Genomic DNA, 19,784 nt, shown 5'->3' on the forward strand with positions numbered 1-19,784 from the left:
TTGATGCAACCTTGAAACAAAATTATAAAATAAATGTTACATGTCAAGTTATCTAACTTGTTATTAAAAGGCTTGACATTCACATTTTCGTTCTGTAATTTCGCTTCTAAACTCTTCTAAAACGCTATGTACCGTTTCCGATATTTTATTGAAAACCAAATCTTTGGCGTTTGTTCGAGGTTGGGCGAAGTTCTCAACATTTCGGTCAGCAGCATTCGCCTCTACTTCATTTACGCCTCGTTCCTGACGTTTGGCTCTCCCATCATCATTTACTTAGCCATGGCTTTTTGGATGGAAATTGGCAAACATTTGCGCCGTCACAAAAATCCTACCATTTGGGAATGGTAAGCTACTAATTAGGATATTTTTGTTTTTAAGAACGATTTTACGACTTCCAAGCCACGGTGAAAATGACGATTATTAGGAATAATCAAGTCTGCATCTGCTTTGGAAGGTTTGATGAATTGTTCGTAAGTAGGAAAAACGTGGTTTTCCCAGCGGTAAAGCACGTCGGTCAAATCGTATCCACGCTCCACTTGATCACGAATGATACGTCGCTTGAGTTTAATGTGCTCTTTGGCGTCAATGTATATTTTCAGGTCGAGCAACTCAGAAATTTCTTTGAAATAAAACACAAATATACCTTCGACCACGATAATGGGGGTAGGCCGAAAAGTTAGCATTTGTGGAATAATATTGGGATTATTAAAGGTATATTCTAGTTTTTCAACTGGTTTACCTTCTCGAAGTTGAATGATATGTTCGGCATACGAACGATGGTTGATGGCAATAGGCAAATCAAAATTATGAACCCCATTTTCATCCACTGGGACTTCGTGCCGAGGACGGTAATAGTGGTCTTGTGAAATGAGACAAATTTCATCATCTGAAAATGCGCCCATCAAACTATTCAAAAAATACGTTTTTCCCGATGCACTCCCGCCCGTGATACCAACGATAAAAGGTTTTTTCATCCGGTAAAGTTACAGTTCCATCCGCAAATACTGAACTTCCAGCACGGATTTTGTACACGATGCCACAACAAATTGTTAGTTTTGCATTCATTTATTCTATTTTTAACTATGCCCATCACAAAATTTACTATCGCCTACTTCCGATGTTGCTGCTAACCTGTTTTGAATTTTAGTCTAAAACCTGAATAGTAGTAACTTATATATCTCATGAACCAACCACTCAAAATTTATAACTCCCTCACTCGACAGAAAGAACTTTTTGAACCCATCAACGCTCCGTACGTAGGAATGTACGTGTGTGGGCCGACGGTTTATAACTACGTACACCTTGGGAACGTACGTACTTTTTTGACGTTCGACACGCTGTTTCGTTACCTTTCGCACATCGGTTATAAAGTACGCTATGTTCGCAACATTACCGATGTGGGTCACCTTGTGGGCGATGGCGACGAGGGCGAAGACAAAATCGGTCGCATGGCAAAATTGGAGCAGTTGGAGCCCATGGAAATCGTTCAGCGCTATACCAACGATTTTCACCAAGTGTTGGACCAACTCAATTTCCGTCCACCGAGCATCGAGCCTACCGCTACAGGCCACTTGATTGAGCAGATTGAGGCCGTCAAAGACTTAATCTCAAAAGGGTTGGCGTACGAATCAAACGGTTCGGTCTATTTTGACATCAATAAATACAACGGCCAAGGCCACAGCTACGGAAAGCTGTCGGGCAGGGTATTGGACGAGCTATTGACCGAAACCCGCGAGCTCGAAGGAACCAGCGAAAAGCGCAACCCGCTCGACTTTGCCATTTGGAAAAAAGCCGCTCCCGAGCACATCATGCAGTGGGAATCACCTTGGGGCAAAGGATTCCCAGGCTGGCACCTCGAATGTACTTGCATGAGTACCAAATACTTAGGAAAACAATTTGACATTCACGGTGGTGGTATGGACCTTAAATTCCCACACCACGAATGCGAAATTGCCCAAGGAACGGGCATCAACGGCACCGACCCCGTGCGCTATTGGATGCACTCCAACATGCTCACCGTCAACGGGCAGAAGATGTCAAAGTCGCTCGGAAACTCGTTTTTACCACGTGAGCTGTTTGCGGGCGACCACCCGCTGCTCGACCAAGCGTACAGCCCAATGACGAGCCGTTTCTTCATGCTACAGTCGCAATACAGAAGTACACTTGACTTCTCCAACGACGCCTTAAAAGGTTCACACAAAGCCTACAAACGTCTGATGAACGGCTTGAAAGCCATCAAAGAAATGGCGTATATCCCTGCCGAAGTAACCACTAGCAGCGATGAAGTAGGCTTGAAAGTATCGACGCCTTGCGTTCAGGTGGACGAGAAAAAAGTCGCTGACATCCAGAAATCGGTTCAAGGATTTTACGATGCGATGAACGACGATTTGAATACAGCCGTGGCTATCGCGCAGCTATTTAACATGTTGAAATACATCAATATGCTTTATTTGAATCAGCTTGTTCCTGCAGCTTTGGGAGAAGACGGATTTGCAGCGCTCAAAAACAACTTTATCACTTTTACGGAAGAAATTCTGGGTTTGGTAGAAGAACGCAGCGAAAACGATGCGGTCTTGAACGGGATGCTCGACCTATACCGCGAATACAAAGCCGCCCAACAATACGAGAAAGTGGACCAAATTCGTTCGTATTTCAAAACGCAAAGCTTGGTCATCCGCGACATGAAACACCGCATCGACTGGGCGTACGAAGAGTAGGTCATAATCCAAACACATTCATGCAAAAGAGAAGCACTTACTTCAGTTATATTTTGTTAGCCATTTTTGTACTGGCAGGGGTTTTGTACATCGCAAGACCTCTGCTAGTAGCAGACCATCACGAGGCTGCACCAGTCGCCGACGCCCCTGCGCCATCGGCGATCCCCGAAAGCTCAGCCCCTGCCACGGCTCCCGCCGCTACGAGCAGCGGCATTACAAAGGAGGGCGAAGTTGCTTTTTTGCGTGGAGGTCAACTGCTCCGCAAAATCGACGTTGAAATTGCTGAAAACGATGCAGAACGCGCCAAAGGGCTGATGTTTCGTCCGTATCTTTCAGATTCGGTAGGAATGCTTTTTGTGTTTGAATATGCTACTCCTCAATCGTTTTGGATGAAAAACACGATGATTTCGCTGGATATTATTTACGTTGACTCTGGCAAAAAAATCGTTTCTATTCAGAAAAATGCAAAGCCTTATTCGGAAGAAAGTTTGCCTTCCTACGGTGAAGCACAATACGTAGTGGAAGTAATCGGCGGCTACTGCGACAAATACGGTGTGAAGGTCGGTGATACGATTGCTTTCTAATACTAAAAATCACTTTAAAAGACCCAATTGTCGGTATTGATAACCACCGCACAAGGCGATGAATCTGGAAGTAATCAAAATAGAATTATTGGAGGATTACCTAACGCTAGTTCCCAAAGATTTAGCACAACGTTTTGATGCCCTGAAAGATGCCGACATTTCAACCGATACGTTTAGCTTTCATACTTCTGTCTCTGCGATAGCTTCAAGCAAAATTGAGGGCGAGCCAATGGAAATTGATAGTTATATTAAACATAAAATGCTGAATATAGCGTATTTACAAGATTTAGTAGAGAAACCCAACGACTTATACAACGCTTATTTATTTGCTCAAAAAAAACGACTCACTCAAAAAAACTTTTTAGAAGCCCACAAACTCCTTGCAGCTCATCTTTTAGAAGCCCGCCAAAGAGGTGTATGCCGTAAGCATAATATGGTGGTTATGGAACACAAAACCTTTCGCATTCAATACGAGGCGGCCTTGTGGAATGAAGTCGAAACGTTAGTTGATAAACTTTGGAACGATATTGAAAAACTCAAGAAAGCAAAACTATCAACACCAGAAGTATTTTATTTTGCGTCTTTTATTCATCTTGCTTTTGTAAATATTCATCCATTTGAAGATGGAAACGGCAGGGCTGGAAGATTACTCGAAAAATGGTTTATTGCGCAAAAATTAGGCAAAAAAGCGTGGTTTATGCAAAGTGAATTAAATTATTACAGAAATGTAAACAGCTATTACCACAATTTGAATCAACTGGGTATATTTTATGAGCAATTAGATTACACAAAAGCACTTCCTTTCCTATTAATGCTACCCAGTAGTTTATAATTATCAAAATCCAGCCTCAACGGTACCTTGCAGAACTATAAAGAGGACGTGAAGCTAATGTTTTAAGCAGGCGCGAGATTGCGTCTTCGACGAATTTTGGGCAAAATAAATTCCTACAGTGATGAGAAGTTGGTTAACAGCGGTGGTTTTGGTGGTGTGTAGTGTAAGCAGTTGGGCCAATCACATCATTGGTGGCGACATTTCCGTGGCCCGCCGTAGCACTTCTTCTAACGATTTCACCATCACACTCACACTCATTTACGATGCAAACCTCCGCAGCACCGAAGACAACGCCTTTGTGTCGGTTTTTCGTAAAAGCGACAACAGTCGAATCGAAGATTTAACGCTCTCTCGCGTTGAAAAACAAGAACTCCCCTACACCAATGTTCGTTGCGTTGGCAGTCCGTCAGATGCTAAAAACACCTTGATTCGCTACACAGTCAACGCTCGTTTTTCGGCAGCGGCTTACAATGCCGCAGGAGGTTTTTATCTGGCATGGGAAGAATGCTGCCGCAACGGTAGTCTGCTCAATATCCAAACGCCCAGCCGCGTTGGACTTGTATTTTACGCCGAACTACCTCCGCTTGCCACCGTCAACAGCTCCCCCGTTTTTAAAGCACCCGAAATAAAATACATCTGCGCAGGAAAAGACGTAGAAGCCGATTTTAGTGCCACCGATACCGATACCGACAAAGACGAACTTACGTACAGCATCGTCACGCCATTTATTGGTTCTACCGATGGCGGCGGGACTTTCCCTACCAAAGCGCAGTCAGGCCCGTACAAACGCGCTACCTGGGCCACTGGTTTTGACAGTACAAAAGCGATTTCGGGCAAAACACCCTTAAAAATTGACCCTAAAACGGGCAAAATTACCGTTAACGCTTCGCAACTAGGTTCGTTTGCCTTTGCCGTTCGTTGTGAAGAATACCGCAACGGAACAAAAATCGGCGAAGTGCGACGAGAGTTTGTTTTCCAAGTCGTTGACTGCATTTCCACGCCTCCTTCGGCTGTTTTTGTCAACGTAAAATCAGCAACTTCGGGCGTTGTTCCTTCGATTCAGTCCAACGGCCACGTATCGGCATTAACCATGTGTGGAATCGACAGCGCAGTGCTAAAACCAGACGACGAAGATCCACAATGGGCTTACGAATGGCAGCGCGACGGAAAAACAATAGAAGGGAATACATCGGCATCTTTGGCTGTGAAACAAGCAGGCGTTTATACACTTCTCAAACGTTTTGCCCAAAGTTGCAGCGCCGAAGAGGTTGTTATCAACACCACCACCGTAAGCCTCAAAAGTACGCCTTCGGTCAAGATTACCTCAAGCCGCCCGCTGCCCTTTTGTGATAGCGATAGCACTAATTTGAGCATCGAAACGGCGGCAGGCTCTACCGTGGCTTGGAAATACAACGGGCAAGCCGTCGGAAGTAATGCCTCCACCTTGTATTATGTCAAGCAAGCAGGTACGTACCAAGTAACCGCCACCGACGGCGTTTCCCAATGCCAAGCCAAAGACAGCGTTATTGTCAAATTGATAGCGGGGCCACCTGCTCCCATTTCTATTTCGGGGCCTCCCATTTTTTGTGCCAACGATTCGGTCAAGCTCGCCACGCCCAACGTCAAAACCTACGAGTACGTTTGGTACCAAGACAGGGTTCCTATTTTTTCGGTCATTACCAACGAATTATACCCGCAAAAATCAGGAAAATACAGCGTGGCCGTGGTCGATACGGCTACGCGCTGTGCCACGCGTTCGCTGGTGTTAGAGATTGTCGTCAAACCTTCCCCCAAAGTTGCGTTAGACTCTATTGCTCCGCTTTGTACCACTGCTCTACAAGCAATCACCCTCAGAGGAACGCCCGCAGGGGGCGTGTTTAGCGGCAATGGAGTAACAGGAAATCGCTTTGTATCCCAAAACTTAGCGGCAGGTTCGTACCCCATCACCTACACTTATACCAATCCCGAAGGGTGTTCGGGTAAAGCCACTCGGTTGGCCAGGTTATCGCCCCCGCCCCGCGTCGATGGTACTGACCGATGGATTATGGTGAAAGGCGACAGCATCGAACTACGAATGCTTCCCCCGCTCAATTCGACCGTTTCGTGGTTTCCGAGCATCGGTTTGAGCAATCCCGCTGTGGCACGTCCCTACGCCAGCCCCGACCGAACCACCACCTACACCCTCACCGTAAGTACCCCCGAAGGCTGTGTTTCGGAGAAAAAAATCACCGTTCTCGTCATTGATTTGAACATTCCAAACGGCTTTACGCCCAACGATGACGGCAGCAACGATACATGGGAAATTGGGGGAATTGCCGATTATCCCAACTGTACCATCGAAGTACTTAATCGTTGGGGAAATGTGGTTTTTAGCAGCAAAGGTTACACCAGCCCATGGGATGGCCGCTGGAATGGCGAATTGGTGCCCGTCGGAATGTACTATTACCAGATTTATCTTCGGGAAGTAGAACACAAATTCACGGGAAGTTTGAGCGTGATTCGGTAATTTTATCGTAAAATCGCATCAAATTTACTCGTTATTCATGCAAACATTTTTCCGTACCACCCTCCTTCTCCTATTGGGGGCTACATTTTCGTACGCCCAAATCGACTACACTCAATGGGTTAACCCACTTATGGGTACCGACTCCCGCCACGAGCTTTCTACTGGAAATACCTATCCTGCTGTTGCATTGCCGTGGGGAATGAATTTTTGGTGCCCCCAAACGGGCAAAAACGGCGACGGCTGGATGTACATGTACACCGCCAATAAAATTCGGGGTTTTAAGCAAACCCACCAACCCAGCCCGTGGATCAACGACTACGGAATGTTTTCTATCATGCCCGTGACGGGAAAACTCAAATTTACCGAAGAAGCCCGCCAAAGCTGGTTTTCGCACAAAGCGGAAGTAGTAAAACCTCATTATTACAGCGTCTATCTGGCCGACCACGACACGCAGGTAGAAATCACGCCCACGGAACGCGCGTCGCAGTTTCGGTTGACGTTCCCCAAAACCGACAGCGCTTTTGTTGTTATTGATGCCTTTGCCAAGGGTTCGTACATCAAGATTATTCCTGAACAACAAAAAATCATTGGGTACAGCACCCAAAACAGCGGCGGTGTTCCTCCCAATTTTAAGAATTACTTCGAATTGCGTTTCGACAAACCGTTTACCTACTCAGCCACATGGTCCGACAAAACGTTGTCAAAAAACACCCTCGAAATGAAAGCCGACCACGCAGGTGGAGTCATTGGGTTTAAAACCAAAAAAGGCGAAGTAGTGACGATCAAAGTTTCGTCGTCGTTTATTAGTGCCGAACAAGCCGCGCTCAACCTCACCCGCGAATTGGGCAACGATACCTTCGACGCCACCCTGCAAAAAGGCCAGAAAATCTGGAATCAAGAACTCGGCCGCTTGGCCGTAGAAGGCGGCACCGACGCGCAAATCCGCACCTTTTACTCGTGCCTTTACCGCGCCTTGCTTTTCCCGCGAAAATTTTATGAGCTAAACGCCCAAAATCAGGTTGTCCACTACAGCCCTTACAACGGCCAAGTTTTGCCTGGCTATATGTTTACCGACAATGGCTTTTGGGATACTTTCCGTTCGGCCATTCCGTTTTTCACGCTGATGTACCCGACGCTCAACGCCCAAATCATGGAAGGTTTGGTCAATGCCTACAAAGAAAGTGGCTTCTTACCCGAATGGGCCAGCCCAGGCCACCGCGACTGTATGATTGGTTCTAACTCGGCCTCGTTGATTGCCGATTCGTACATCAAAGGGATTCGCGGATACGACATCAATACCCTCTACGAAGCCGTTCTTAAAAACACCGACCACGCAGGTGCGGTAAGTTCCGTCGGACGCTTTGGACACGAGTATTACAACGAACTTGGATACGTGCCTTACGACGTCAAAATCAACGAAAATGCCGCCCGTACGCTCGAATACGCCTACGCCGATTTTTGTATTTTACAATTGGCTAAATCGCTCAAGCGCCCCGAAAGCGAAATCGCCCTTTTTACCAAACGCAACCAGAACTTCCGCAATTTGTTTGACCCCGAAACCAAATTGATGCGCGGCAAAAACAAAGCAGGTGATTTCCAAAAACCGTTCAATCCGTTCAAATGGGGCGATGCTTTTACCGAAGGCAATAGCTGGCATTATACGTGGTCGGTTTTCCACGATGTGGATGGCTTGGCCTCGTTGATGGGAGGGCGCGAAGCTTTTGCCCAAAAACTAGACAGTGTATTTATCTTACCACCCGTTTTTGACGAGTCGTACTATGGGTTTGTGATTCACGAAATCCGCGAAATGCAAATCATGAACATGGGTCAGTACGCCCACGGCAACCAACCGATTCAGCACATGCCGTATTTGTACAACTACGCAGGACAACCGTGGAAATCGCAGTATTGGATTCGCCAAATCATGGATAAACTTTACCAACCTACCCCCGACGGCTACTGTGGCGACGAAGACAACGGCCAAACTTCGGCTTGGTACGTATTCAGTGCCTTAGGTTTTTATCCTGTATGCCCAGGCACCACGCAGTACGTAGTGGGAAGCCCATTGTTCAAACGCGCGACGATGACGTTTGAAAACGGCAAAAAACTCACCATTAACGCCCCCGAAAACAGCGACAAAAACGTTTATGTGAAGCAGTTGGTCTTTAATGGCAAACCCCATACGCAGAACTTCGTGGAGCACCATGCCTTACAACAAGGCGGAAGTTTGAACTTTACGATGTCGCCCACACCTAATCAAAGCCGTGGCACAGAAGTGAGCAGTTTTCCGTATTCGTTTTCTAGGAAGTAGGGTAGAAAAATTTTATTATTAGCTTCGGAGAAGCATAACCTTTGTAGATCTACAAAGGTTATGCTTCTCCGAAGCTAATTTCAATGACTGGCTTTTTCTTTTAATGAGTTCAACCTGTAGTGGCTGCCATAATCATCTGTCATTTAGGCACTACAGTTATTTCCCTTCCCCCATCCGCTGCGCTATCATACTCCCCACCATGAGTTGCAAAGCGTGGTATATCATCAAAGGTAGCAAAGCCACTCCCAACAACTCGGGCGTTGGAAAAAGAACTTTTCCCATCACAGCACCTTGTACAAGCGACTTCTTAGAACCGCAAAACAAGACCGTGATTCGGTCGGGTCGGTTGAAGTTGAGGGCATAACTGATGAGGTTCATCACACCAAACATGAATAAGAAAAACGTCAGCATCCCCACTCCCAACTGAAAAAGCTCCGACGCGGACTGATTGCTAAACATATTGCCCGCAAACGATTCACAAAACGATGTATAGACAATCAGCAAAATGATGCTTTGATCAAAAAGACGAAGGGCATTGTTGTAGCGTTCGGTCCATTTTCCTAGTTTTTTGTGGAGCAAATAACCCACAACCACGGGCAATAATACTTCCAAACACAACCGCAAAATCACGTGCGTTACGTCGAAATTAGCGTCTTGTTGCTCCAGGACCCTGCTCATCCAGAGAGGTGTAATAAAAATACCAATGATGCTCGAAATACTGGCGTTGAAAATCGCTGCTGGAAGGTTACCGCCCGCAATCGCCACCATCACCACCGACGACGAAACAGTCGATGGCAATGCCGCCAAGTAAAATACCCCCGTCCAAAGCAGCGACGTGGTATCAATCGGCAACACCTTGCCTAATCCGATAATGACCAACGGAAAAAAAACGAACGTCGTCAGCTGTATCAGCAAGTGCAGTTTCCAGTTACTCAGTCCTTTTTTTAGTTTTTCGGGGCTTAGTTTTAGGCCGTAAAAAAAGAAAATCACCGATACTCCGTATTCGGCGATTTGTGGTAAATGCAAGGGGCTTTGTTCAAGCCCCAAACTAGGAAAAACGTAGGCCAGTCCAATCATTGCCAGCAGGCAAAAGAAAAAACCGTTGATGCCTACTTTGGCGAGTAACTGTATCATAGGTTAAATAATCCCAAACGCCTTCAGTTGTGCTTCCATTTCTTGCTGCATTCGCTGGGCTTCTTCGGCGGCTTTTTGCTCAAAATCCGTCCCCGATGAGGCGTAAATAATGCTTCGTGCGGCGTTAACGAGCAATCCGCAGTCTTTGTTCATGCCATACTTGCACACTTCTTCCATGCTTCCCCCTTGCGCACCTACGCCAGGAATCAACAAAAAGTGGTCAGGCGCAATTTTTCGCACTTGCTTGAGCATCGGGGCTTTGGTAGCACCTACTACGTACATAAGGCGATCGGCTCCTCCCCACTCTTGCGACACGCGCAGTACACGCTCAAACACGTACTCGTTCTGATTTTCTACGACAATTTGACTATTGGCCAACCCCAACTCATCGTCATCGTTGCGCGACAATTGGGGGTTGAGCAAGTGGGTTTGAAAATCGGCGCTTCCTTCGTTGGAGGTTAAGGCCAGCAAAATCACCCATTTGTCTTTAAACTCCAAGAAAGGCATGACTGAGTCACGGCCCATGTAAGGCGCAACCGTGATGCTGTCAAAGGACATTCCCGATGAGTTTTTATCAAAAAAAGCTTGGGCGTACAGCGAAGACGTGTTTCCGATATCGCCGCGTTTGGCATCGGCAATCGTGAAGCAGTCTTTGGGAATATAGGCCAACGTACGCTGCAAACTGTTCCATCCGCGCGGGCCAAGGGCTTCGTAAAACGCAATGTTGGGTTTATACGCCACGGCATACGGTGCGGTTGCGTCGATAAGGCGTTTGTTAAACTCAAAAATCGCATCTGGTTCTTTCAACAAATGCTTTGGTAGCTTTTTGAGGTCGGGGTCGAGTCCTACACACAAAAAAGACTTTTTTCGCTTTATCTGTTCAATCAGTTGGTTTCTGGTCATTGCTTGGTTAGGCTAATAAATGCGGAGGAACTTGCTCTAAATGAGCTATATCGTTGTGTTTTTGAATCGAAAACGAGCCCGTAGCGTAATCGTAATGCAGGAGATACAAGCCCAAGTTGGTATGCAAATATTCGTCCATTTCGTGCAAAGGGCGCTTAAAAATGGTCGCCAACAACACCCGCATGGCGCGACCGTGCATAGCAACAAGTACCGTTTTTTCTTCGGGGCGAGAGAGAATCAAGTCGATAACTGGCAATTGGCGACTTTGCACGTCCACGGGACTTTCGCCCCCTTCGGCTTGCAGCTCTACTTCACCTTTTTGCCAACTCTCAATCAGCCAACGGTAGTAATCGTTGTCCATGCTGTTGGGCGTACGCCCTTCTCTCACTCCCCAACTAATCTCGTTGAGTCCTTCGTAGGCTTCGTGGGGCAGTCCTTTTTCCAAAAAACCTTTGACGCTTTGCTTGGTGCGGATGAGGTTAGAGGTATAAATTTTATCAAACGTGACGTCTTGATAAGTTTGGTAAAACGCGTGGGCTTGGGCGTGGCCGAGTTCGTTGAGTTCAGCATCTATTCCGCTTCCCTGCACAACTCCTCGTCGGTTGTAGTCGGTTTCACCGTGGCGGATGAGGTAAATAACTTTAGAAGACATGTAAAATCTACGTAAAATCCGTTTAAAATCGAATGAAATCGCCTAGTTTTGACGACACGACAAAAATACCCCTTTTAGCTATGTTCAACAAACTTAATGCGCTCGAACGCATCAAACAGTTAGATAATAATACAATTGCAGGGCATTTGGGCATCGAATACGTAGAAGTAGGCGACGATTACGTCATTGCTCGAATGCCCGTTGACCACCGCACGCACCAACCCTTTGGGATTCTTCACGGCGGGGCGTCGGTGGTATTGGCCGAAACCGTTGGCAGCATCGCCTCGTACCTTATCTTACCCGAATCAGCCCATCAGTATGCCGTTGGGCTCGACATCAACGCCAACCACATACGCGGCGTCAAAAGCGGCTGGGTGTATGGCAAAGCCACCCCGATTCACATCGGCCGTACCACCCACGTGTGGGAAATCCGCATCACAACCGAAGACGGCAAGCTCGTCTGCATTAGTCGCCTAACAATGGCCATTCTTTCAACTCCATAAACAACAAACCCCTCCAAACGGACGCTTGGAGGGGTTTGTTCAAAATTGTAGTACCGATTAAAGAACCACTACTGAGTTCTCGTCGTAAGATACGCCCGTTGGAACGAACTTGTCGGCAGTTTCATCGTTGGTCCATGTAGTGCCATCGAGCAAATAACGGAAAGCATATTCTTTTCCAGTTTCCAACTCTACAATAGCCTTATATGAACCATCTTTTTGTTTCTTCAATTTTGTAGCGGCCTCGGTAGCCCAACCATTAAACTCTCCCAATAGAGCAACATCTTTTGCACCAGCGACTTCGTCAGCTGAAAGAGAGAACGTTACTTTACAAACAGGTTTGCTTTTCAATACTTGTTTTGCAATTGCCATAGCGTTATTTGGTTATTTAGTTCGCAGGGGCAAAGATATAAAATAAATCCAAATCAAGTCAATGATATACAGTTAGTTACATTAACATATTGTTAATATAATACAATAAAATAGTTCATCATTACAAAAAACACCAAAAATAATTTACCAAAAACGAATAAACTATTTAGTATATCGGACACTATTCACACTCAACCTTACGACTTGGGGGTAAGTTGCTTCACGGGTTTTCGACGCGAACTTGCTCATTGACCTGCTGTACGCGGGTGTTCATAATGGTGGCAATACTGTACGCTCGGTACTTGACATCGTCGGCTTTTTCTCCTTCAAAAAGCTCATCGACATTTTGAAAAAAAATCGCCAGCCATCGGTCAAAGTGCTCAGGCGTGAGGGTGTATTTGGTCGTCAGGCGGAAGTGTGGCGGCATAGGTCGGCCGTTGTAATTGAGTGTTCCGAAGAGAATACCTTCCCAAAAATCATACATTTTGGGCAAATGCAATTCCCACGACACCTGTGCAACCTCATCGAAGATAGGGCCAAGCTCGGCATCTTCTCGTATTTTTTGGTAGAAACTATTCACTAACAGTTCTACATCAGCTCGGTTTTCAAGTTGTTTTCGCATACGTTTTAAACAAAATTGCATCAAGATAGGTGCACTATATGTAGTAGAGAATGACTGAAGTCAGATATTGCTTGTATTATTGATAGTAACTATTTCATTATCAATCCTTTTGAGTAGATGATTATTTGGTATAAAAATAAGTTTTCAACCTCTTTATTTGGTAACAAACCAATAAGGGCGTATTTTTCAACCACATTTCAATAACAAACCTAATCTTAGTATTAAAAAACTTCTAACTACAGACAGAATGGCGAAGCAACTTTGGATTAAAAAACCCTTAGACCAACTCCTCTCAGAGTCCTCGGGTGAGGGCAATCAGCTAAAACGAACCTTGGGAGCTGGTAGCTTGGTAGCCTTAGGTATAGGTGCCATCATTGGAGCTGGATTATTTTCAATTACTGGGGGCGCTGCCGCCAACCAAGCAGGTCCAGCCATCACCATTTCATTTATTGTAGCCGCACTTGGCTGTGCTTTTGCAGGCTTGTGCTACGCCGAATTTGCTTCCATGATTCCCGTAGCTGGTAGTGCTTACACTTACTCCTATGCCACGCTAGGTGAATTTGTTGCTTGGATCATCGGCTGGGACTTGGTGTTAGAATATGCCGTCGGTGCTGCTACGGTTAGTATTAGCTGGAGTCGTTATCTAATAAAGTTTCTGGAAGGCTTTGATGTCCACTTACCCGTTGCCCTTACGGTAGGCCCTTGGGATGGTGGAATGATTAACCTACCTGCGGTTTTTATCGTTGTACTGATGAGTCTTTTGCTCATGAAAGGTACGCAAGAAAGTGCCCTTGTCAATGGTATTATTGTAGCCTTAAAAGTAGCGGTTGTTATTGTCTTTATCATTTTAGGATGGAAGTACATCAACGAATCGAACTACACACCTTACATTCCTGACAATACAGGAACTTTCGGCGAATACGGTTTTAGTGGTATCATCCGAGCAGCGGCCATCGTATTTTTTGCTTACATTGGTTTTGATGCCGTAAGTACAGCTGCCCAAGAAGCCAAAAACCCAAAAAGAGACATGCCAATTGGTATTCTTGCGTCTTTGGCCATTTGTACGATTTTGTATATTTTGTTTGCCCACGTTATGACGGGCGTAACTAGCTATACTTCATTCAAAGGACAAGACGGAATTGCTCCCGTTGCTGTCGCGATTGAAAGCATGGGTACTCCCAACGCCGCTGGGGTGCTTGTTCCTGATTATCCTTGGTTAAACCGTGCCATTATCGTCGCTATTTTGGCAGGTTATGCCTCTGTTATTTTGGTGATGCTTATGGGGCAAACCCGCGTTTTCTTTAGCATGAGCAAAGACGGTTTGTTGCCTAGAGTGTTCTCAGCAGTTCACCCTAAATTCCAAACTCCTGTAAAAAGCAACTTGATGTTCATGCTTTTTGTGAGCTTATTTGCGGCTTTCATCCCTGCCCGTGTAGTTGGAGAAATGACAAGTATCGGAACACTCTTTGCATTCATTTTGGTATGTATCGGTATCATCGTTATGCGTAAGCAAATGCCAGATGCACCTCGGGCTTTTAAAACACCACTTGTACCGCTTATCCCTATTTTGGGAGTAGCTACTTGCTTCTTTATGATGGCGTTTCTACCTTTAGATACATGGATTCGTTTGATTGTGTGGATGATTATCGGATTCGATGTCTATTTGTGGTACGGCATTAGCAACAGTAAACTATCTCCTGGTAAAAATAAATTAACCGATGATTTAAAAGTTGTCAGTATTTCTGGATTGGTTTTGGCAGCCGCTTTGGGTATCATTGCGTTTGTTCACCACGGACAAACAAACGGCGAAGATACTGGCTTGTTCTATTTCTCTTTGGGTTTTGCGCTCATACATGGGCTTTTATACATAGCAAACGCGTTTAAGAAATAAACTTTTGCTTTACTATATAACAAAAAGACCGCTCTTGATGAGCGGTCTTTTTGTTATATAGCTTCTTAAAACCAATGACTATCTTCCCAACGGAATTGAAAATCCTGCCAAGGCTGTAAAGCTTTGATTGTGAACGGGCACTTGTACTATCGGAGTATCATATACCCGCGTAAAACCACGTTGGTAACGACCTTCTACAAAAAGTTTGGCACCTCCCAAGTCGAAGCTCAGTCCTACGCCTCCTGCCCCGCCTACTTCAAAGCGGTTGAAACCTCCCAAGCCGATGCTTGTGCGGTTGGGCTGCGTACGGAAAAGAATCAAATCGGCGCGGCTTACGATTTTACCGTCGGCAAGATAGCTAAACGTAGGCCCCGCTACCACATAGGGCTTTACCCGATTACCTGCATCTCCAAACTCGTACTGCAACAACAACGGCGCTTGAATGTACGTAAGGCGCTGTTTGAGCGACCCACCCAAAGGAAGGTTCACGCCTACCAAATCCAATAAATCGTTGGAAGAAATACCTGCGCCGCTTTGGGTATAGGCAATTTCGGGACGGAACGACAAACCGCCTGAGATGGGCACTTGCAAAAATACCCCGCCGTTTCCGCTCACGATGTAATTAAGATTCCCTGTAAAGTTTTCAACGAAACCACCGTTTCCTGTGGTTTTGGCCAATGATGCTCCGCCACGCGCCCCAATAGACACTTGCGCTTGGGTAGTCACGGCGAGGAACATCAATCCTACTATAAAAGCAACATTTGAACGAATAAAAGCGAAATTTTTCATGGCACTGAAGATGGTTTTGTCAACGATTATTTCTTGATTAACGACCTTTTGACGCTCCGTATTTTGGCAAGTAACGGCGCGCGTCGTTAATGATTGTTAACGATTACAAATCCGAATTCCCGCCTGAAAACCGAGCCAATTGGTCAGGTCAAGTCCCGTACGAAGTGTGGTCGCTGGAAGTGGCTGATACAGACGCGATAAGTCAGCCTTGATGTAACCAGGCTCCGCCGTGAGTGCCGTCCAGGTACCTGCCGCAAACAACGCCAGCTGTCGTGAGAGTTTTTTTTCCAATCCCAGACTCAGCCGATAAAACATTCCGTTTGAAGAATCAAATCGGTTCGTCGCTTCCATGATTTTGTTGGCGGTTAGGTCCAAGTTTCCTGCCCAACCACGGCCAAAATACACCGAACTTCCGATGCCGTAGCCAAAAGTATAGAGGGGTTTGTTGGCCATCCCAAAACTACCTCCTAGCGTCACGATGTTGTAAAAACCGCGTACGCCCGTTTTGAAAGTTAGGTTAGCATAGTTGAGTTCGTCGCTGCTGATTTCAAAACGACGGTAGCCATTGCGGCGAACGTAGCTAAAAAGTCCAATCGGAATCGCTCCCGAGGAATCGGCATAGTTGAATAAGCCTAATTGGAGTCCTTTTTCGTGAATACCTGCATAGTTGAAATACGGACTGATTTGTGCTCCTCTCAAGCGGCGAAGTGCGACGTTTCCAAAGCCGCTGAGTTGCATCCCGCGCGTGTTTCCAAGCACTACGTTGGCAAAACCACTTACTTGAGCCCCCTGTAAACTCCCCAGCGTCACGCTGGCAAAGCCCGCCGTTTGGAGGCCGTTGCTAAAACTACGTCCCGTTAAGTTGGCAAAACCTGCCACCTGAATCCCACTGTGGTGCCCGCCCGTCAGGTTAGCAAAACCAGAAAACTGCATCCCTTCCACATTTCTAAACGCAGCATTGCCAAAACCCGACACTTGTAAGCCATAAACGTTGCGCCCAACGAGGTTGACAAAACCTGAGAATTGTGCTCCGTGCACATCCCAACGCACCAAATTGGCCAGTCCACCAAACTCCAAGGCATTAACTCCCAGCGAATAACCCGCTATCACATTGAAAGACAGCGCATTAATAACGTGCCCGCTCAACACGTGGTTGGTTCCAATAAACGGCAAAAACGACACTTGAAAGGGGCGATAAAGCGTATCGTCCACGTTTTTGATGTGAACGGCTTGCTTGGCCGTGGTAAAAGCGTCCACAAACGTTTCTTGTACTTTATCTAATCTCAACTCTCGTTTTTTGGCGGGGACATCGTTGGTATCTGCCGAAGCCACAAACACAGGCAGCGGTGCCACGGGTACTTTTACTTTGAAGGTATCTTTCCGCGCTACTGTTGTCGAGGGAAGTGTTTGCGGACGAATGGGCTCCGTTTTCCCATCTATCTTCGTGTGAATCAAGCCAATGTCCAACGAAAATTGATTGTTGATGGGCATACTCGTTCCGAGGTATTTCTCTTTCCGCACTTCCAAGCGAGGGTTGGGCAGAGCCGCTGGCAATTTTAACCGATAATAGCCCATCGAATTAGACACGGCAGAAACCAGCGTTCGTTTTTCGTAAATACTCGCTTGGGCAATGCGTTCACCCGTTTCTTGGTCAAAAATATACCCGTTAATAAATACCTCTTTCGGAGGCTCGTTGGTGGGGGTAACTTTCTGAAGAATGACGTGGTTGCGGCGCTCTTTGTAGGTAGCTGTTCCTTTAAAAATCTCGTCGAGTACTTGGCGAACGGCCTTGCCCGAGGCGTTTAAGGATACGCGGCGATTGACGTCAAAATCGCTGGGATTGTACGAAAAACTAAACCCGTTTTTGTCCCCAATTAGTTTGAGCGTTTCTTCCAGTCGTTCGTTGGCAACGCGTACCGTAACGGGTTTATCTAATACCGATTTTTGGGCAAAACAGAAAAGAGTAACGAGACAAAACCCAATGGTTTGTAAGCAAATTTTCATGGCTGTTAGTTGGTAAACAGTTGATTGTGAAGCACATTATTCACATCCGCTTCCATCCAATAAGATGGAATTTCCGCGCCGAACGACCCGTAGGTTCAGGGTTTCGGCAATGACGGAAAGCGTGGTATCTAAACTTTCTTTTTCAAAACGCGCCGTCAACAGGCAGTTTTCTAACCGACGACTGCCGAGGCGAATATCGGCGTGGTAGCCTTCGCGCAGCGACGCAACGACGTCGCTCAAATTGGTTTTTTCAAACACAAACACCCGCGTTCGATAGGCCATTTCGTTGAAATTCAACGCAGGTAGTTTGATGATGGTATCGGCTTCGGAAGTAGCGGCGGCTTCGTCTTTCACCAACACTACTTTCTGTTTTGGGGTCGAAAACTGCACTTTCCCGCTCGTGACCGCCACTCGAACGTGGTTATCGTACGCTTTTACGTTGAACGATGTCCCCAACACCCGTACTTCAGTACCGTTGGCATTGATGATAAAAGGCCGCGTTTCATCGCGTTTGACGTCAAAATACGCTTCCCCTTTCAACGTGACCGTGCGCGTTTCTTCGTTAAAATCAGCGGCGGCAGTCAGGGTTGAATTTTCGTTTAAAAACACCTTTGTTCCGTCGGGCAGGGTTTGCTCTAACGTATTTTTTTGGGTCTTCACCACAGCGATTTCGGCTTTTTCTATCGGGGTCATCCAACGATACCCCAGCCAGCCTAAACCGAGCACGACCAGCACACTTGCTGCTACGCGCCATGCAGCAAAAGAGGACTTTCGCAACGGCAACACTTTCGGCTCAACTTGCTCATTCTTAGCAGCTATTCGCTTATTTACCTTACTCCAAGCAGCCTCTACGTCCACCTCCATGGCAGGAGGGCCTACCTGCGTCGAAGCCTCCCACACCCGCTCAAAACGCGCCAATTCCTGCGCATGGTCGGTCGATTGGGCCAGCCATGCTTTTACCTGCGCTTGTTCGTCGGGGGTGGTAGTTCCCGCCACGTACCGCGCCAGTAAATCGTCCGAAATGGATTCGTTTGCACTCATGGGTAAATTTTTGTCATGCACTAAATTTTCGTAAACCTCAAAGGTTTTTGGTCAACCAATAGATAATCGCTACCACGGGCAGGAAGTCTGCCAATTCGGCGCGTAATATTTTGAGCGCTTTTCCAATCTGATTTTCAACGGTCTTAACCGACAAGCCTAATTGATCCGCGATTTCTTGGTAACGCAATTCTTCAAAACGACTTAACTTAAAAATCACCCGGCATTGTTCGGGCAACTTCCCAATCGCCTTGGCAAGTTCGCTTTCGAGTTCGTTTTTATACACCGTCTGACTCACCGATTCGTACGCTTCTTCTTGCGAATAAAGCGTGTATTGCTGGTGTTCGTCGCGCACTTTTTGGTGTTTGATGCGGTTGAGGCAATGGTTATGCACTGCCCGATACAAATACGACTTGAGCGACTGTGTAATTTCCAATTCCGCCCGTTTTTCCCAAATACCCACAAACACGTTTTGAACAATCTCCTCCGCTTCTTCCTCATCACGCAAAATCGACCGCCCGTAGGTGCATAGCCCTCCGTAGTATTTCCGAAACACTTGTTCGAAAACCCGTTCGTCGCCTTCCCTGATGGCTATAAGTATTTGTGTGTCCGACAATTGCACGTAATAGGATTCCCTTCGTTTTGTCGCAAAAGTACGATTTTGCGGCCAACGTACCGTTTCTTTTTGTGACAAGTTGTCGAAAACGACGGATAAAGCACTCATTTGCTCCTATGACAACTCAGTGATTGCCTTCCCCCTATGAGTCGAAGAAATATTTTTAAAAAGAAGGTTTAGAAAGCTTAACAATAAGTGTAGAACTATGTATAATACAAGAATATTCTATAGAAGCTAAAATTGGTCTTACTACACCCGAAGATTTTTTAAATCCATAAAAGCCGTGTCAAATCTATGAACATCCGTGTTCTAT

18 protein-coding genes are annotated in these 19,784 nt (G+C 46.2%); 8 read left to right on the plus strand and 10 right to left on the minus strand.

Going from position 1 to position 19,784, the window contains the following annotated elements; all coding sequences use genetic code 11:
- Positions 1–126 precede the first annotated feature (126 nt).
- Positions 127–348 (plus strand): PspC domain-containing protein, encoded by a 222-nt coding sequence (locus FHS57_RS13415; RefSeq protein ID WP_028525989.1) that lies wholly within the window; start codon positions 127–129, stop codon positions 346–348.
- Positions 349–356: 8 nt separating this feature from the next.
- On the opposite strand, the gene udk is transcribed toward FHS57_RS13415, so the two are convergent.
- The gene (udk, locus tag FHS57_RS13420) at positions 357–974 is read right to left on the minus strand and encodes a uridine kinase (RefSeq protein ID WP_122933400.1); all 618 of its coding nucleotides are present in this window, start codon (positions 972–974) and stop codon (positions 357–359) included.
- Between the two features lie 207 nt (positions 975–1,181).
- Here udk and cysS point away from each other — a divergent pair, with 207 nt between their 5' ends.
- From cysS to FHS57_RS13445, 5 genes are all read left to right on the plus strand, one after another.
- Positions 1,182–2,717: a cysteine--tRNA ligase gene (gene cysS / locus FHS57_RS13425; protein WP_183974422.1), complete on the plus strand. Its 1,536-nt coding sequence runs from the start codon at positions 1,182–1,184 to the stop codon at positions 2,715–2,717.
- A 20-nt stretch (positions 2,718–2,737) separates the two neighbouring features.
- On the plus strand, positions 2,738–3,301 hold the full coding sequence (locus FHS57_RS13430; protein WP_183974423.1) for a DUF192 domain-containing protein: 564 nt from the start codon (positions 2,738–2,740) through the stop codon (positions 3,299–3,301).
- A gap of 58 nt (positions 3,302–3,359) precedes the next feature.
- Positions 3,360–4,133, plus strand: a complete 774-nt coding sequence (locus FHS57_RS13435; protein WP_183974424.1) for a Fic family protein — start codon at positions 3,360–3,362, stop codon at positions 4,131–4,133.
- 121 nt (positions 4,134–4,254) lie between these two features.
- The gene (locus FHS57_RS13440) at positions 4,255–6,639 is read left to right on the plus strand and encodes a T9SS type B sorting domain-containing protein (protein ID WP_183974426.1); all 2,385 of its coding nucleotides are present in this window, start codon (positions 4,255–4,257) and stop codon (positions 6,637–6,639) included.
- Positions 6,640–6,676: 37 nt separating this feature from the next.
- Complete coding sequence (locus FHS57_RS13445) at positions 6,677–8,950, plus strand: GH92 family glycosyl hydrolase (protein ID WP_183974428.1); 2,274 nt, start codon at positions 6,677–6,679, stop codon at positions 8,948–8,950.
- Between the two features lie 156 nt (positions 8,951–9,106).
- On the opposite strand, the gene FHS57_RS13450 is transcribed toward FHS57_RS13445, so the two are convergent.
- From FHS57_RS13450 to FHS57_RS13460, 3 genes are read right to left on the minus strand one after another with little or no spacing between them, the layout of a single operon-like run.
- Entirely contained in the window at positions 9,107–10,084 is a 978-nt protein-coding gene (locus FHS57_RS13450) for a bile acid:sodium symporter family protein (RefSeq protein WP_183974430.1), read from the minus strand.
- Between the two features lie 3 nt (positions 10,085–10,087).
- Entirely contained in the window at positions 10,088–10,987 is a 900-nt protein-coding gene (gene pyrF, locus FHS57_RS13455; protein WP_183974432.1) for an orotidine-5'-phosphate decarboxylase, read from the minus strand.
- A gap of 7 nt (positions 10,988–10,994) precedes the next feature.
- Positions 10,995–11,639: a histidine phosphatase family protein gene (locus tag FHS57_RS13460; protein ID WP_183974434.1), complete on the minus strand. Its 645-nt coding sequence runs from the start codon at positions 11,637–11,639 to the stop codon at positions 10,995–10,997.
- Between the two features lie 80 nt (positions 11,640–11,719).
- Between FHS57_RS13460 and FHS57_RS13465 the strand changes: the two genes are divergently transcribed.
- A complete protein-coding gene (locus tag FHS57_RS13465) occupies positions 11,720–12,142 on the plus strand; it encodes a hotdog fold thioesterase (RefSeq protein ID WP_221225626.1) in 423 nt (140 codons plus the stop codon).
- A gap of 57 nt (positions 12,143–12,199) precedes the next feature.
- On the opposite strand, the gene FHS57_RS13470 is transcribed toward FHS57_RS13465, so the two are convergent.
- Together FHS57_RS13470 and FHS57_RS13475 are read right to left on the minus strand one after the other, a co-directional pair.
- A complete protein-coding gene (locus FHS57_RS13470) occupies positions 12,200–12,511 on the minus strand; it encodes an isoamylase early set domain-containing protein (protein WP_028525962.1) in 312 nt (103 codons plus the stop codon).
- Positions 12,512–12,731: 220 nt separating this feature from the next.
- A complete protein-coding gene (locus tag FHS57_RS13475; RefSeq protein WP_183974436.1) occupies positions 12,732–13,133 on the minus strand; it encodes a group III truncated hemoglobin in 402 nt (133 codons plus the stop codon).
- 247 nt (positions 13,134–13,380) lie between these two features.
- Between FHS57_RS13475 and FHS57_RS13480 the strand changes: the two genes are divergently transcribed.
- On the plus strand, positions 13,381–15,024 hold the full coding sequence (locus FHS57_RS13480) for an amino acid permease (protein WP_183974438.1): 1,644 nt from the start codon (positions 13,381–13,383) through the stop codon (positions 15,022–15,024).
- A 78-nt stretch (positions 15,025–15,102) separates the two neighbouring features.
- Here the strand turns inward: FHS57_RS13480 and FHS57_RS13485 are convergent, their stop codons facing one another.
- From FHS57_RS13485 to FHS57_RS13500, 4 genes are all read right to left on the minus strand, one after another.
- On the minus strand, positions 15,103–15,813 hold the full coding sequence (locus FHS57_RS13485; protein WP_183974440.1) for a porin family protein: 711 nt from the start codon (positions 15,811–15,813) through the stop codon (positions 15,103–15,105).
- Between the two features lie 96 nt (positions 15,814–15,909).
- Positions 15,910–17,817 (minus strand): STN and carboxypeptidase regulatory-like domain-containing protein, encoded by a 1,908-nt coding sequence (locus FHS57_RS13490; protein ID WP_183974442.1) that lies wholly within the window; start codon positions 17,815–17,817, stop codon positions 15,910–15,912.
- Between the two features lie 36 nt (positions 17,818–17,853).
- Positions 17,854–18,858 carry a FecR domain-containing protein gene (locus tag FHS57_RS13495; RefSeq protein WP_183974444.1) on the minus strand — a complete coding sequence of 335 codons (1,005 nt, stop codon included), beginning with the start codon at positions 18,856–18,858 and terminating at the stop codon, positions 17,854–17,856.
- A 37-nt stretch (positions 18,859–18,895) separates the two neighbouring features.
- A complete protein-coding gene (locus FHS57_RS13500; RefSeq protein ID WP_221225627.1) occupies positions 18,896–19,579 on the minus strand; it encodes an RNA polymerase sigma-70 factor in 684 nt (227 codons plus the stop codon).
- Positions 19,580–19,784 lie beyond the last annotated feature (205 nt).

It is taken from the genome of Runella defluvii (assembly GCF_014195535.1).
Taxonomy (GTDB): domain Bacteria; phylum Bacteroidota; class Bacteroidia; order Cytophagales; family Spirosomataceae; genus Runella; species Runella defluvii.

Excerpts from the sequence above, each read along its gene's own strand:
- FHS57_RS13465 (WP_221225626.1), top strand. The coding sequence starts at position 11,720 with ATGTTCAACAAACTTAATGCGCTCGAACGCATCAAACAGTTAGATAAT.
- cysS (WP_183974422.1), top strand. The coding sequence starts at position 1,182 with ATGAACCAACCACTCAAAATTTATAACTCCCTCACTCGACAGAAAGAA.
- FHS57_RS13495 (WP_183974444.1), bottom strand. The coding sequence starts at position 18,858 with ATGAGTGCAAACGAATCCATTTCGGACGATTTACTGGCGCGGTACGTG.
- FHS57_RS13415 (WP_028525989.1), top strand. The coding sequence starts at position 127 with ATGTACCGTTTCCGATATTTTATTGAAAACCAAATCTTTGGCGTTTGT.
- FHS57_RS13445 (WP_183974428.1), top strand. The coding sequence starts at position 6,677 with ATGCAAACATTTTTCCGTACCACCCTCCTTCTCCTATTGGGGGCTACA.
- FHS57_RS13475 (WP_183974436.1), bottom strand. The coding sequence starts at position 13,133 with ATGCGAAAACAACTTGAAAACCGAGCTGATGTAGAACTGTTAGTGAAT.
- FHS57_RS13500 (WP_221225627.1), bottom strand. The coding sequence starts at position 19,579 with ATGAGTGCTTTATCCGTCGTTTTCGACAACTTGTCACAAAAAGAAACG.
- FHS57_RS13440 (WP_183974426.1), top strand. The coding sequence starts at position 4,255 with ATGAGAAGTTGGTTAACAGCGGTGGTTTTGGTGGTGTGTAGTGTAAGC.
- FHS57_RS13490 (WP_183974442.1), bottom strand. The coding sequence starts at position 17,817 with ATGAAAATTTGCTTACAAACCATTGGGTTTTGTCTCGTTACTCTTTTC.
- FHS57_RS13480 (WP_183974438.1), top strand. The coding sequence starts at position 13,381 with ATGGCGAAGCAACTTTGGATTAAAAAACCCTTAGACCAACTCCTCTCA.
- FHS57_RS13485 (WP_183974440.1), bottom strand. The coding sequence starts at position 15,813 with ATGAAAAATTTCGCTTTTATTCGTTCAAATGTTGCTTTTATAGTAGGA.
- FHS57_RS13470 (WP_028525962.1), bottom strand. The coding sequence starts at position 12,511 with ATGGCAATTGCAAAACAAGTATTGAAAAGCAAACCTGTTTGTAAAGTA.
- pyrF (WP_183974432.1), bottom strand. The coding sequence starts at position 10,987 with ATGACCAGAAACCAACTGATTGAACAGATAAAGCGAAAAAAGTCTTTT.
- udk (WP_122933400.1), bottom strand. The coding sequence starts at position 974 with ATGAAAAAACCTTTTATCGTTGGTATCACGGGCGGGAGTGCATCGGGA.
- FHS57_RS13435 (WP_183974424.1), top strand. The coding sequence starts at position 3,360 with ATGAATCTGGAAGTAATCAAAATAGAATTATTGGAGGATTACCTAACG.
- FHS57_RS13430 (WP_183974423.1), top strand. The coding sequence starts at position 2,738 with ATGCAAAAGAGAAGCACTTACTTCAGTTATATTTTGTTAGCCATTTTT.
- FHS57_RS13460 (WP_183974434.1), bottom strand. The coding sequence starts at position 11,639 with ATGTCTTCTAAAGTTATTTACCTCATCCGCCACGGTGAAACCGACTAC.
- FHS57_RS13450 (WP_183974430.1), bottom strand. The coding sequence starts at position 10,084 with ATGATACAGTTACTCGCCAAAGTAGGCATCAACGGTTTTTTCTTTTGC.